At 38.9% G+C, this 12937-nt stretch carries 13 protein-coding genes; 4 read left to right on the top strand and 9 right to left on the bottom strand.

Features of this window, described 5'->3' with window-relative positions; all coding sequences use genetic code 11:
• Positions 1-22 precede the first annotated feature (22 nt).
• Positions 23-778, top strand: coding sequence for a (S)-benzoin forming benzil reductase (locus E2K98_RS09605; RefSeq protein WP_133334028.1), 756 nt, complete (start codon positions 23-25; stop codon positions 776-778).
• A gap of 23 nt (positions 779-801) precedes the next feature.
• Here E2K98_RS09605 and E2K98_RS09600 read toward each other — a convergent pair whose 3' ends face one another.
• Together E2K98_RS09600 and E2K98_RS09595 are read right to left on the bottom strand one after the other, a co-directional pair.
• Complete coding sequence (locus tag E2K98_RS09600; protein ID WP_133334027.1) at positions 802-2181, bottom strand: HAMP domain-containing sensor histidine kinase; 1380 nt, start codon at positions 2179-2181, stop codon at positions 802-804.
• On the bottom strand, positions 2159-2869 hold the full coding sequence (locus tag E2K98_RS09595; RefSeq protein ID WP_133334026.1) for a response regulator transcription factor: 711 nt from the start codon (positions 2867-2869) through the stop codon (positions 2159-2161). The genes E2K98_RS09600 and E2K98_RS09595 overlap by 23 nt, the downstream gene beginning before the upstream one ends.
• A 372-nt stretch (positions 2870-3241) precedes the next feature.
• Between E2K98_RS09595 and E2K98_RS09590 the strand changes: the two genes are divergently transcribed.
• Together E2K98_RS09590 and E2K98_RS09585 are read left to right on the top strand one after the other, a co-directional pair.
• Positions 3242-3787, top strand: coding sequence for an NfeD family protein (locus E2K98_RS09590; protein ID WP_133334025.1), 546 nt, complete (start codon positions 3242-3244; stop codon positions 3785-3787).
• Between the two features lie 12 nt (positions 3788-3799).
• Positions 3800-5320, top strand: a complete 1521-nt coding sequence (locus E2K98_RS09585) for a flotillin family protein (protein WP_133334024.1) — start codon at positions 3800-3802, stop codon at positions 5318-5320.
• A gap of 321 nt (positions 5321-5641) precedes the next feature.
• On the opposite strand, the gene E2K98_RS09580 is transcribed toward E2K98_RS09585, so the two are convergent.
• The 5 genes from E2K98_RS09580 to E2K98_RS09560 all read right to left on the bottom strand — a co-directional run bounded on the left by E2K98_RS09580 (position 5642) and on the right by E2K98_RS09560 (position 10023).
• Positions 5642-6376, bottom strand: coding sequence for an amino acid ABC transporter ATP-binding protein (locus E2K98_RS09580; RefSeq protein ID WP_133334023.1), 735 nt, complete (start codon positions 6374-6376; stop codon positions 5642-5644).
• 16 nt (positions 6377-6392) lie between these two features.
• Positions 6393-7091 carry an amino acid ABC transporter permease gene (locus E2K98_RS09575; protein ID WP_133334022.1) on the bottom strand — a complete coding sequence of 233 codons (699 nt, stop codon included), beginning with the start codon at positions 7089-7091 and terminating at the stop codon, positions 6393-6395.
• Positions 7078-7908 (bottom strand): amino acid ABC transporter substrate-binding protein, encoded by an 831-nt coding sequence (locus E2K98_RS09570; protein WP_308914023.1) that lies wholly within the window; start codon positions 7906-7908, stop codon positions 7078-7080. Before E2K98_RS09570 ends, E2K98_RS09575 begins: the two co-directional genes overlap by 14 nt.
• Positions 7909-8044: 136 nt before the next feature.
• A complete protein-coding gene (gene nadE / locus E2K98_RS09565; RefSeq protein ID WP_133334021.1) occupies positions 8045-8866 on the bottom strand; it encodes an ammonia-dependent NAD(+) synthetase in 822 nt (273 codons plus the stop codon).
• 44 nt (positions 8867-8910) lie between these two features.
• Positions 8911-10023 (bottom strand): serine hydrolase domain-containing protein, encoded by a 1113-nt coding sequence (locus tag E2K98_RS09560; protein WP_165976232.1) that lies wholly within the window; start codon positions 10021-10023, stop codon positions 8911-8913.
• A 167-nt stretch (positions 10024-10190) separates the two neighbouring features.
• On the opposite strand from E2K98_RS09560, the gene E2K98_RS09555 reads away from it, so the two are divergent.
• Positions 10191-10703, top strand: a complete 513-nt coding sequence (locus E2K98_RS09555) for an acyl-CoA thioesterase (RefSeq protein ID WP_133334019.1) — start codon at positions 10191-10193, stop codon at positions 10701-10703.
• 29 nt (positions 10704-10732) lie between these two features.
• Here E2K98_RS09555 and E2K98_RS09550 read toward each other — a convergent pair whose 3' ends face one another.
• Entirely contained in the window at positions 10733-11734 is a 1002-nt protein-coding gene (locus E2K98_RS09550) for a DUF3231 family protein (protein ID WP_133334018.1), read from the bottom strand.
• A gap of 60 nt (positions 11735-11794) precedes the next feature.
• The gene (locus E2K98_RS09545) at positions 11795-12769 is read right to left on the bottom strand and encodes a cation diffusion facilitator family transporter (protein ID WP_133334209.1); all 975 of its coding nucleotides are present in this window, start codon (positions 12767-12769) and stop codon (positions 11795-11797) included.
• Positions 12770-12937 lie beyond the last annotated feature (168 nt).

The following is a 12937-nucleotide window of genomic DNA, read 5'->3' as shown; positions in this document are numbered from 1 at the left end:
AAAAAGAATCTAGGGGGATGACATGAGATACGCTATTATTACAGGGGCTTCAAAAGGCTTAGGTGAAGCGATTGCGAAAAGATTACTAATGGAAGAAATAGCAGTCATTTCTGTTTCCCGGACAGAAAATGAGGAAATTAAACAATTAGCAGCTGAAAAAGGAAATTACTATAAACACTATTCCTGCAACTTGTCTATAGAAGAGGAAGTACAGGAAATCTTTATGCTCATCACCCATTATATTTTTCTTAAAAATCCTGAAGAAATTTTTTTATTTAACAATGCAGGGGTGATTGAACCGATTCATACAGTGGGCAATTTAGACCAAACCCCCATCATTCGCAATATCGATGTGAATTTAATTGCCCCCATTCTAATTACCAATCTATTTTTAAAGAAAGCCCAGCAGGCCAATACAAGCCTTCAGGTCATTAATATCACTTCAGGTGCAGCAGTTCGTTCGATTGAGGGCTGGAGCATTTATTGCAGCGCAAAAGCCGGGTTAAATATGTTTACCCAAACGGTTGCCTTAGAGCAGGCTGCGGCAAAATCGACTCATAAAATATATGCCCTAAGTCCTGGAATTATGGACACAAAAATGCAGGAAACCATTCGTTCCTCATCCAATGAAGCATTTAAGGAGCTTGAGCACTTTAAAGAGTTTAAAGAAAAAAGCTTGCTGCTTCCACCGGAAAAAGTAGCGAATGCACTTGTTGACCTTGCCCTTAGCGGTGAAGCAGAAACCGGCAGAATCTATAATGTGAATGACCTAATCTGACCCGCCTATGACGGCGGGCATTTTCAATTTTTAATTTCCCTTGGAAACCACAGCGTAATGCTTGTTCCAATGTTTACTGTACTTTTAACCTTGACCATTCCTTGGTGGGCGTCCATCAAAGCCTTTACAATGGATAGGCCAATCCCGACACCGCCTGTTTTACGGTCACGAGATTTGTCACCCCGATAAAATCGTTCAAAAATATGGGGAATATCATCCTCTGCGATTCCAGAGCCTTCATCCACAATCTGAAATCCAACATACCCCTCTTCATTGGTAAGAACCGAAATCCTAACATTTTTACCTTCCAGCGTGTATTTCAATGCATTATTTAGAACGTTTGAAAGGATTTGCACTAAGCGGTCTTTATCCGCAAAAAACATTTCTTCCTCCCCAGGTTCAACAATATCAAGATGAACACCTTTTTCATTAAACACTGGTAAAAACATATCCCATAAAGCCGCAAGGACACTTCCAGCTTCTAATTCGATTTTTTCCAAGCGAATTTGCGGGTTTTCTGCTGCAAGCAGCTTTTCAAGCTCATTTACAAGGCGAACCAAACGCATTAATTCCTCATGGCTCTGTTGTAAACGCTCATGTGTTGGTTCCCAAACTTCATCCTGATAGGCTTCAATTTGGCTCCTTAACGTCGTAAGTGGTGTCCTTAGTTCATGAGCAAGATCACCGGTAAATTGCTTACGCAGCATTTCTTCCTTCGCCAAGGATTCGGCCAGATTATTAAACGAAATCGCTAAATCTTTTACCTCTGTCGGCAATCCTACCAAAGGGATCCGGACAGAAAGGTTATGCTGCTGCAGTTCATTTGCCGCAAAAGAGAGTTTTTTCAAACCCAAAGTTAATTTTTTGGAAAAAAGCATACTAAAAAGGATTGCTAGGACAATGGTCAAACAAACAGCTCCATAAATATATAACTGAATGGTTTGCAAAAATGTATGCTCATCATCAATTAATCCTTCTGGATATATGGCTACTAGCTTCCCAATCACCGTTTGGTCTACCTTCAGCGTATAGGATTTCGTATGCCACTCCTCGCCAATCGTAACCGGTTCTGTTAATCCCAAGCTATTTAACATTCCTCTAATTTTTGAGGAGTCCATTTGCAGGCGGCCAAAACGGTCGAATAATTGAAAATAGAGCTGGTCAGTCATGGCATGCTCATGAAGCAGGTTAAAAACAGGGTCACTTGTAAAATGGCCATTTTTTTTATAATCTTTTTCAATCTCAACAATCACTCTTTCAATCTTTTTTTCACGATTACGATCTAAATAGCTTTTAAAGCTCGCTTCAAACCCCCATTGGATAAAAAAGCTGACCAATAGAATGCCAATCATGGAGATTAATAATAAATAAAAAAGAATTTTAGACCGTAATGTCTGCAGCATCGGCAACTCCTCCAAATTTATAGCCCATGCCAAATACAGTTAAAATAAATTCCGGCTGCCGTGACTCCAACTCAATTTTTTTACGAAGATTCTTTATATGGGTATCCACACTGCGCTCGTACCCTTCGTAAAACATGCCTTCATCCTGAATTTTTTCGAGTAAATCCATTCTGCTGTAGACTCTCCCCGGATTTAATGCCATATTAGTTAAAAGTTTATATTCTATCGGCGTCAGCATAATTTCGTGTCCATTTATGGTTACTTCTTTTTTTTCTAGGTCAATTGCAAGCTTTTTGCCGTTGAATTCTAGCCGTTCCACTTTTTCTGATTTTTTCACACGACGTAGAATGGCTTGTACACGAACAACCACTTCTCTCGGGCTAAATGGCTTTGTTAAATAGTCATCAGCTCCGATAATGATCCCATTAATCCGGTCATCCTCCGCCGATTTAGCTGTCAGCATTAGAATCGGAACATCGGATTCTTTTCGGACCAGATGGCAAACCTCTTCACCGGAAATATCCGGCAGCATCAAATCTAATATAATTAAATCAGGCTGGACGTTTTTCACCTTTTTTAAAGCATCAATGCCATTATCTGCACGATGCATCTCATATCCTTCCCTTTCGAGGTAGGCTTCGAGAACTTCGATTATTCTTCTTTCATCATCTACTAGTAAAATTTTCATCGGACACCACTCCCTCTCACCCTAACTATAACATTTGATGTCTGTGATGTTTTCAACTTCACAAATTCACCACAACTTCTTCATCATATCTTCAATCTTTCCCGCTAATATGTAGGTGTAAGAACGAAAGTGGAAGAAACACTGGCTCCTCTTTCCCTAAACCTCTCTCTTTATATACCGATGTCCTGTTGCAAGGACATCTTATTTTTTTGCTTTATAATGGGCGAAAATATTAATATATCAAAATCAAAATTTTCCTTTAAAAAACCTTTCCTTCAACCAAATTTTTCCGGTAAAATGAAAATGTGAAACTTTTTACATATTTTATACGTATATACAAATATAGACAAAGAAAAGGAGTGGTGCCTATTTATGGAGCCGTTAAGCATTCCTTTAGAAACCATCTATTTATACGCACTTATTATTTCAGGTGTTTTAACCATTTTGTATGTTTTGTTTGCAGATGTATTTCATTTTCATGGAGCCGGGGATGCCGGGTTGCATTTTCTCAATCCGGTCCTTATTTTTGCATTTGTGACCATACTCTCAGCCTCTGGATTTCTGCTGGAAAAATTGTCATCGCTCCATTACGGATTGATTTTGGGGATTTCTGCGGTCGTGGCTTTTATAGTGGTGACATTATTAAATGTTTTCGTTCTTATTCCCTTATCGTCGGCAGAAGAGTCACTTGTTTATAAAGAAAGTGATTTACGCGGCAGAATTGGCACAGTTATCACAGCCATTCCAGCAGACGGATTTGGGGAAGTCATGATTGAAAATATTAGCGGCAGAATTGCCAAACCAGCTTCGAGCTTTGATGACGTGGCCATACCAAATGGTACAAAGGTACTTGTAGTCCAAGTTGAAAATGGGATCCTTCAGGTTACCATTAATCAAGAAATAGAAAGTTTTATATAAGGGGGAGTTTCAATGGGTTTTGGAATCATTTGGGTGATTATTGGGATTGTAGCATTAATTCTAATAGCCTTAATCGGAGTTTTTATTACAAAATATAAAACCGCGGGGCCGGATGAGGCACTGATTGTAACAGGTAGTTTCCTTGGAAACCGTAATGTTCATGTGGATGAATCGGGTAATAAAATCAAAATTATCCGCGGCGGAGGTAGTTTTATTTTACCAGTATTTCAACAAGCAAAACCACTCAGCCTTCTTTCCAGTAAGTTAGAGGTTACGACCCCAGAGGTTTATACGGAACAGGGCGTACCAGTTATGGCTGACGGGGTAGCAATCATTAAAATTGGCGGGTCGATTAGTGAAATTGCTACAGCTGCAGAACAATTTCTTGGAAAGGCAAAGGAAGACCGAGAAAATGAAGCGCGTGAAGTCCTCGAAGGTCACCTGCGGTCAATCCTTGGTTCGATGACCGTTGAAGAAATTTATAAAAACCGTGATAAATTCTCGCAGGAAGTTCAAAGGGTCGCTTCTCAAGACCTGGCAAAAATGGGCTTAACAATTGTATCGTTCACGATTAAAGATGTCCGTGATAAAAATGGTTATCTAGACTCATTAGGTAAACCACGGATTGCTCAAGTAAAGCGTGATGCCGATATTGCTACAGCTGAAGCAGAAAAAGAAACACGGATCAAAAAAGCGGAAGCATCTAAGGAAGCAAAGCGTTCTGAATTGGAACGAGCAACAGAAATCGCTGAAGCAGAAAAAATCAATCAGTTGAAAATTGCTGAATTCCGCCGTGAACAGGATATTGCCAAGGCGCGTGCCGACATGGCCTATGATCTTGAAAGTGCCAGATCGAAACAAGAAGTTACGGAACAGGAAATGCAGATTAAGATCATTGAAAGGCAAAAACAAATTGAACTGGAAGAAAAAGAAATTCTCCGTCGTGAGCGCCAGTACGATTCTGAAGTAAAGAAAAAAGCGGATGCGGACCGCTACTCTGTTGAGCAGGCAGCTGCTGCAAATAAGGCAAGAGAGATTGCGGAAGCGGAAGCCAATAAATACCGGATTGAAGCAATGGCGAAAGCGGAGGCAGAACGTATCCGGATGGATGGTCTTGCAAAAGCGGAAGCACAGAAAGCACAAGGTCAATCCGAAGCTGAAATTATTCGCTTGAAAGGTCTTGCTGAGGCAGAAGCAAAAGAAAAAATTGCCGAGGCGTTCGAACAATTCGGTCAAGCCGCGATTCTCGACATGGTGATCAAAATGCTTCCAGAATATGCGAAGCAGGTGGCGAGCCCGCTTTCGAATATCGATAAAATTACCGTTGTTGATACGGGTGGCGAATCGGGAGCGAATGGCGGTGCCAATAAAATCACCAGTTATGCGACGAACTTAATGGCGAGTCTCCAAGAGTCATTAAAAGCTTCAAGTGGAATTGATGTAAAGGAATTAATTGAGAATTATTCAGGTAAATCCAATGTGAAAAGAAGCATTGAGAAATTGACTGAAGAAGTGAAAAAGACAGCTGAATAGCACGAAAACGAGGCTGCCTGTGATGAAAGAAACACAGGCAGCCTTTGCTTTTATGTGTTAATTGTCTCAATGTATGGTGTGCGAACTCTCTTTTTTCCTTTCTTCATAGGCACTATGAATCCTTGTAAGTGCCCATGCTCTTGGTTTATTTCTCCGAAACGGCACTATCAACCTCTGTTTGTTCTTGGGCTCACGATTTTTCCCTTCACACGGGCACTATCAACTTCTGTTTGTTCCCATGCTCACGATTTTTCCCTTTGCACGGGCACTATCATTCTTCGCTTGAAAAACAAAAAGTGCTATGACCGTAGCCATAACACTTTACTGAATCATATTTAAAAATTTCCGTGTCCGCTCTTCTTTTGGATTCGTGAAAATCTCTTCCGGTTTGTTTCTTTCAACCACAACACCCTGGTCCATAAAAATAACTTCATCCGCTGCTTCACGGGCAAAGCGCATTTCATGGGTAACGACAATCATCGTCATTCCTTCTTGGGCAAGATCCTTCATTACTTTAAGAACCTCTCCGACAAGTTCAGGGTCTAGAGCTGAGGTCGGTTCATCAAACAACATAACCTCCGGCTCCATTGCAAGCGCTCTTGCTATACCTACCCGCTGCTGCTGTCCACCGGAAAGCTGTGCAGGATAGTAATCAATTTTGTCACCAAGTCCGACTTTTTCCAAAAGAGACACTGCTTTTTTACGAGCCGTATCCTTACTCTGCCCCTTTACGATGATGGGCCCCTCCATCACATTTTCCACAGCAGTTTTATGCGGGAATAAATTATAATTTTGAAAAACCATACCGGTTAAGCGGCGAAAAGAAGCAATATTCTTCTTTGAAACAGGATTAGAAAAATCAAGACTTTTCCCTTCGATGGAAATTACACCCTTCGTTGGTGTTTCCAAAACATTCAGGCAGCGGAGCATCGTTGTTTTTCCAGAACCGGACGGGCCGATAATGACAACAACCTTTCCTTTTTCCACCTCAAGATCAATCCCTTTTAATACTTCTAATTGATCAAATTGCTTATATAGTCCTTTAATTGATATCATGGTCATTCTCCTTTACTTAAGACACATAGCGGTCCAATCTCGTTTCCAATGATTGTTGAAGGATGGAAAGGAAAAAGCAAATGACCCAATAAATAAGTGCCGCTTCACTATAAACCAATAAAAATTCATAATTGGTTGCAGCAATTTCCTGTGCCTTTCGAAACAACTCCGTTAAAAGAACAAGAGATGCCAACGACGTATCCTTTACAAGACTAATAAATGAGTTTGATAATGGCGGTATCGAGACTCTTGTAGCCTGAGGCAGAATAATTCTTCTAAGTACTTGAGAATAAGACATTCCGATCGAGTACCCTGCTTCCCACTGTCCTTTTGGGATTGAGATAATCGCGGCACGAATAATTTCCGAGCCATAAGCACCGACACTGAGAGAAAAACCAATAATAGCTGCGACATAGGAATCCAGTGTAATTCCAACCGTCGGTAAACCATAAAAAATGATGAACAGCTGGACTAACAATGGAGTTCCCCGAATGATAGAAACATAAATCCTAGCAATCATTTGTAAAATTTTAAGATGCGAAATCCGCGCCAGCGCAGTTAATATGGCAAGGATTAAACCAATGACAAAGGTAATCAGCGTTAAGGGTATTGTATAAAAAATAGCCCCTTTCAAAAGGGGCAGAAAGGAACTTTGTGCAATATCCATTAAACGAGCTGTTCTTTCCGGGTCAGCAAAAATACTATTTAAGTACATCTTCACCAAACCATTTCTCGGAGATTTTTTTGTATGTTCCATCTGAAATCATATCGTTTAATGCTTTGTTTACTGCATCTACTAGTGTTTGATTATTTTTTCTAAACATAAATCCGCTTTGTGAAGCATCTGCTGAAGTTGCCGCAATTTTTACAGGTGCATCAGGCTTTTGTTTTTTATAGTCTAAGAAAGAAATTTTATCGTTGACCGTTACATCAACACGTTTCGATGCCAATAAGTCAATCGCTTGGTTAAAGCCCTCTACTCCGGTAATATTTGCACCAAATTTCCTTGCAATATCCGCATAGTTACTAGTCATAGATTGAGCAGATTTTAAACCTTTTATATCTTCAAATTTTTTCACTTTATTGTTGTCATTACGTACAATAAGAACTGCGCTTGATGTGATGTATGGATTTGAAAAATCGTATTTTTCCTGACGGTCTGGACGAATTCCAACCTCGTTGGCAACTATGTCAAAACGTTTTGCATCTAATCCGGCAAACATTGCATCCCATTGTGTTTCTTTAAATTCCGGTGTTACTCCTAGACGCTTGGCCACTTCCGTAGCTACCTCGACATCAAAACCGGTTAATTTACCGCTTTTATCATGGAACGTAAATGGTGCATATGTACCTTCCGTACCAATGAGAATTTTTCCATCTGCTTTAATCTTAGCCAATAAATCTTTATCCTTTGAAGCAGATTGATTATCATTCTTATTATCTTTAGTGGTATCATTATTACTTGTACCACATGCTGACAGAATTAACATAAAGCTGAGTAAAAGTGCAAATAAAACTGAAAGCTTTTTCACAATATAACCCCCTAATTCTTATTGTTTTACTTGGATTATCATATTACAACTAATGACTTCTGTAAAGTTATTTTATCCGATTATTAAAAATTAATGTAGAAAAACCTATCAGAAAATTCTAATAGGTCATTAAAAGTTATTTCCACCAAGAATCAAACATAGTTGCTGGCAGTTGGCGTTTATGTTCCGTCATGCGATAACGATTTTCAACTTTCTCGGCAATTTCCTTTGAAACAGGTCGACCTTCAAGGTAATCATCAAGCTCATCGTATGTAATGCCCAATTCCGTTTCATCTGCTTGTCCTGGCTTATGATCCAATAAATCTGCTGTCGGTACTTTTAAATATAAACGCTCATCCGCTCCAAGTTCTTTTAACAAAGCTTTTCCCTGGCGTTTTGTTAAACCTGAAAGCGGAAGAACATCTGCGCCCCCATCGCCATATTTCGTATAAAATCCGGTAACAGCTTCAGCAGCATGATCAGTTCCAATTACAAGTAGCCCTTCCATTCCTCCAACTGCATATTGGGCAATCATTCTCATCCTAGCTTTTACATTTCCTTTTTGATAATCACTTAAAGGTTTACCTTTTGACATCCCATCATACTCCGTTTGAACAGAATCAACAGAAGACTTTATATTAAAAACGTAGTCTTGGTCTGCCTGAATAAAGGACAACGACCTTTGTGCATCGTCTTCATCTTGTTGAACACCATAAGGCAGACGGACTGCAATAAAAACAGCTTCCGTTCCTTCCTTCCGCAGCTCTTCAACCGATAACTGCGCGAGGCGCCCGGCAAGGCTTGAATCCTGACCGCCGCTAATCCCCAAAACATAACCTTTAGCCTTTGTTTTATGTAAGTAATTTTTTAAAAAATCAATTCGCTTTCTAATTTCCTCTTTAGGGTTAATCTCAGAAGATACATTTAACTCCTGCATAATTTGGTTTTGCATACTCATCTTTTTTCCTCCATTCTATACACTGCCATTAGGAAATTACTAGGTCACATCTTCAAATTGTGGGATTTCCCCAATTTTATGATTGTGTGAATATCATTTGCAATGGCTTTAATTTTTGTCCTTTTAGAATGAATATTCAATAAAATCGTAATTTGGGTTTTATCATTATAATATACATGAAGTGATTCCCACCCTAATAAAACGCCTCGGCTTAATATGCGATCGCCATAGTTATAAAGCCCAAGTCCATATTTCGAGATACTTCTTGGCCTAAGCATTTCCTTCAAACGATTTCTAGAAATAAGTTTACCACCAAATAATGCCTCATCAAAACGAGATAAATCAAGGGCAGTTGTAAAAATATCTCCACAGCCAAAAAGAGGATACGGATTCAGCTTTTTAATGGAATGCAGATGTTGACCTATTTTTAAATACCCAGTTGATGTAAAAGGAAAAAGATTTTCCCTCGTAATAAATCCTGAACTTTTCATTCCTGCAGGAGCAAAAATATTATGTTGAATATATTCATGCAGTGTTGTTCCCGACACCTTTTCAACAATATAGCCCAATATGAGATAATTAATGTCCTTATAATCCCATCTTGTGCCCGGTATAAATAGAAGTGGTCTTCTTTCCGCCTCGTGTATCATATCCACGGGCTTAGTATCCCAGACTTTCCACAACGGTTTTTGAATTCCTGAAGTATGGCTTAATAAATGAACTAATTTTATTTCTTGGCCATTAGGAAAACCGGGAATATATTTTGATAAAGGGTCTTCAATCGATAGCATGCCTTTTTCTTGCAGTTGTAAAATACATACCGCTACAAACGCCTTTGAAATCGAACCAATTGGATAGGTAGTATAGGGTTGGTTCAAAATATGATTCTTGAAATTCGCATAGCCCATTCCTTTGTTAAAGACCAACTTATGATTCTTGATAACCGTAACACTTCCATTAAGATGCATGTGAGTTAAATAATCTTTAATTCGTTCTTGTTCATTGTTTCCCTTTTGGATAATCTTTTTAAGATTAACTTCATGCTGTTTTGCTAAAGTCCGATTAGGACGATTAATGAATCCTTTATTGTTTTGGCAGGCTGTTTGACCAACAATCATTAATACGACAACAAAACAAATTAGAAGATTTTTTACCATTCCAATCCCCCATACCATCCATATCCTTTTCTTATTTTTATCATAATGCTTCCATTAAACCACTTTTTCCCTTAAATTATCATGAACATTTGATTAGAATTTTCGGTTAGTGCCAGAAGTTCTGGTAAAAAATAAATATATTGCGAGCACTTACGGGAGGATTAAATATGGACGCAAAAACTTGTAAAGAGTCAGTAGTAGTAAGGACAAGCAGAGTTTTTCCCAATGATGTAAATAATCACAATACCTTATTTGGCGGAAAACTAATGAGTGATGTAGATATGATTGCATCCATTTCTGCTGTAAGGCATTCAAGAAGAGAATGTGTTACAGCTTCTACCGATTCAGTTGATTTTCTAAGTCCAATTACTCCTGATGATTCTGTCTGCTTCGAATCGTTTGTAACCTGGACAGGGAGAACTTCATTAGAAGTCTTTGTAAAAATTATTGCTGAAAATCTAATTACTGGGGATAGAAAAATCGCTGCCACCGCGTTTTTAACGTTTGTTGCCTTAGATGATGACGGCAAACCCGCACCAGTACCTGGAATCATTCCTGAAACTGAGGAAGAAAAAAAACTACATGAAACGGCTTCAAAACGGGCTGAAGAACGAAAAGTGCATAGACAAAACAGCAAAGAATTAGCAGAGCACTTAACCATTAATAAACCATGGGAATAAGAAAAGGTTCGTCGAGACGACGAACCTTTTTACGTTAAACCCTCTAATTCTCTTCGATTTGGTGCATGTGGAGGCATTTGAAGCCAGCCTCTATTTACCATGATATTAAAACCCTTCTCTCCATAAAGCAAAATCTCAAGGATAAACTTTTGATAATGAGCCGCTAGGTCCGTTCGCATTGATAAGGACAGGGCGTGCCCAAGGAAAGTAATATCAATCGCATTTAAAGAATGAAAAAGTAGAACGATTAATTTATCGGAGAAAGGAGCTGCTTGTGAATCCGTTACCGCCATTGTAGTTGGCTTTACTCCTAAAAGCTCTTCTCTCATAAAAAGATCGTTAAATACTTGAATTTGCTTTTCAGAAATTTTTTTTCCTTCTTTAATATATTTTCTAATTTCCTTGTCTTTAACAATTTGTAAAAAAGCCGTACAAATGAGAATTGAAAAATAATTCCGTTCGACATTAAAGAAAATTTCAGTAATTTCCGCTGTGTTTAACGGTCTTTTCTTACCAAGTCCCAAAATATATGATTGTTTTTCAATGTATTCAACCTTATTAGGGTACGGAATCATCGGAGGGCGGTCATAGATTCCCTTTTTAAGCATTAAAGTAGTAGCATCTTGATACAAAGTGGCAGATTCTTTCACTATGGTTGTAAAAAAATTCAGAACATCCATTCTTGCGACATTTGCAGTGACAAATCCCATATTGATCATATTCATACGGCCCACCGAATAGACAAAGCTTAAAGCAAATGCATCATAAAACAAAGGAGGGACAGATAAGTCGACGTCCTCATCTGTGAGTCGATCTGGCAGGGGGATTCCTTCTTCCTTAAAAATATCGGTTACTTGCTGAATACGACTAATGGAAGCAGTAAGGGCTTGCTCTAGTACACTTTTTATTTCTTCATCCTGATTATGATGAAGAAAATATTCCAATAACCGAATTCCCATATCCTCTTGGAGAAAAACTGCCCATAATCCCCCAATTTCTGAACTGGATAATCTTGCCGTATGTGAAACCATTATATCCCCCCTAAAAACACGGTTTAAAATTAGGTTCCCAACATACAATTTGTTTTATACTTATTTTGCCGTTTCTTCCGTCTGAGGTTTCCAATTCATGACCTGATCATCTTCGTCAATTTCAATGGTGACGTCGACTACACCCTTTTCCGCCATAATTCTTTCTTCAAGGCGGTCTTTTATATCATCTGCTGCAGCAACTGTCAATTTCGGATCAACCTCTATTTCTAATTCAACGTGGAGATCCTCCCCCTCTTTAATAACGGTTATCCCCTGGATATCCTTCACATCAGGATCTGCCATCACGAGATTACCAATTTTGTCTTCCATTTCTTCATCTGCCTGCCCGATAACACCTGCGGCATTATCTAAAAATACCCTGCCGACGACAAAGAACATCATCGCTCCAATAATAATCGAAACAAGTCCCTCTGCCTGGTGAAAAGCGGTAAAATGAGAAATAAGGACAGCTATAATTGCCAACAAGCCGCCGAGTGTTGCGACCATATCCTCCATAAAAACCAGTTTCGTAGCGGGCTTTGCTCTCCCCAAATTCGCAAAACTTTGAGCAAATACATTTAAGCCTTTAGCCTGGACCTCTACTTCATGCAAAATTTCCTTCATCGCTCTAAATAGAACGGATGTCTCAAGAATCGTTGAGACTCCTAACACAACAATATTAAGGACAAATCCATGGGATGCTGTAGGATGGATGACATGATGATAGCCTTCCACAATTGTCTCAAATGCCATTATCCCAACGACTAGGACGGCACCTAATAGAACTAAGTTGACCAAGCGGCCGAATCCATTGGGAAATCGTTCCGTTGGTGCTTTTTTACTTAAGGCAGACCCAATAAAAACAAATAACTGATTTGCCGCGTCCCCTAAACTGTGCATCGTTTCAGCGAACATCGCTACATTTCCCGTAAACGAATAGGCAACCCCTTTAATAATAGCTATGATCGTATTAATAATCGCAGCCAGCATCGCTGACTTATTGCCCTTTTTTAATAACTGAAATAATTCTCTCATCGTATCCCCTATTCTTTTTATATAATTAATACCCTTAATATTTTCTAAATCACCTGGATTCATGAAAAAATCTCAAGAAGCCCTTGTATAAAAACGGAATATTTTAGAAAACAAGGTATATTGTAGAAGGTATTTAAATAACCCGTCAAGAAATTAAGAAACAAAGAT

The organism is Bacillus salipaludis (genome assembly GCF_004358205.1).
The sequence above is the reverse complement of the archived record's forward strand: the minus strand, read 5'-3'. Positions and strand labels throughout refer to the sequence as shown.

Excerpts from the sequence above, each read along its gene's own strand:
- E2K98_RS09605 (WP_133334028.1), top strand. The coding sequence starts at position 23 with ATGAGATACGCTATTATTACAGGGGCTTCAAAAGGCTTAGGTGAAGCG.
- E2K98_RS09600 (WP_133334027.1), bottom strand. The coding sequence starts at position 2,181 with ATGCTGCAGACATTACGGTCTAAAATTCTTTTTTATTTATTATTAATC.
- E2K98_RS09595 (WP_133334026.1), bottom strand. The coding sequence starts at position 2,869 with ATGAAAATTTTACTAGTAGATGATGAAAGAAGAATAATCGAAGTTCTC.
- E2K98_RS09590 (WP_133334025.1), top strand. The coding sequence starts at position 3,242 with ATGGAGCCGTTAAGCATTCCTTTAGAAACCATCTATTTATACGCACTT.
- E2K98_RS09585 (WP_133334024.1), top strand. The coding sequence starts at position 3,800 with ATGGGTTTTGGAATCATTTGGGTGATTATTGGGATTGTAGCATTAATT.
- E2K98_RS09580 (WP_133334023.1), bottom strand. The coding sequence starts at position 6,376 with ATGATATCAATTAAAGGACTATATAAGCAATTTGATCAATTAGAAGTA.
- E2K98_RS09575 (WP_133334022.1), bottom strand. The coding sequence starts at position 7,091 with ATGTACTTAAATAGTATTTTTGCTGACCCGGAAAGAACAGCTCGTTTA.
- nadE (WP_133334021.1), bottom strand. The coding sequence starts at position 8,866 with ATGAGTATGCAAAACCAAATTATGCAGGAGTTAAATGTATCTTCTGAG.
- E2K98_RS09560 (WP_165976232.1), bottom strand. The coding sequence starts at position 10,023 with ATGGTAAAAAATCTTCTAATTTGTTTTGTTGTCGTATTAATGATTGTT.
- E2K98_RS09555 (WP_133334019.1), top strand. The coding sequence starts at position 10,191 with ATGGACGCAAAAACTTGTAAAGAGTCAGTAGTAGTAAGGACAAGCAGA.
- E2K98_RS09550 (WP_133334018.1), bottom strand. The coding sequence starts at position 11,734 with ATGGTTTCACATACGGCAAGATTATCCAGTTCAGAAATTGGGGGATTA.
- E2K98_RS09545 (WP_133334209.1), bottom strand. The coding sequence starts at position 12,769 with ATGAGAGAATTATTTCAGTTATTAAAAAAGGGCAATAAGTCAGCGATG.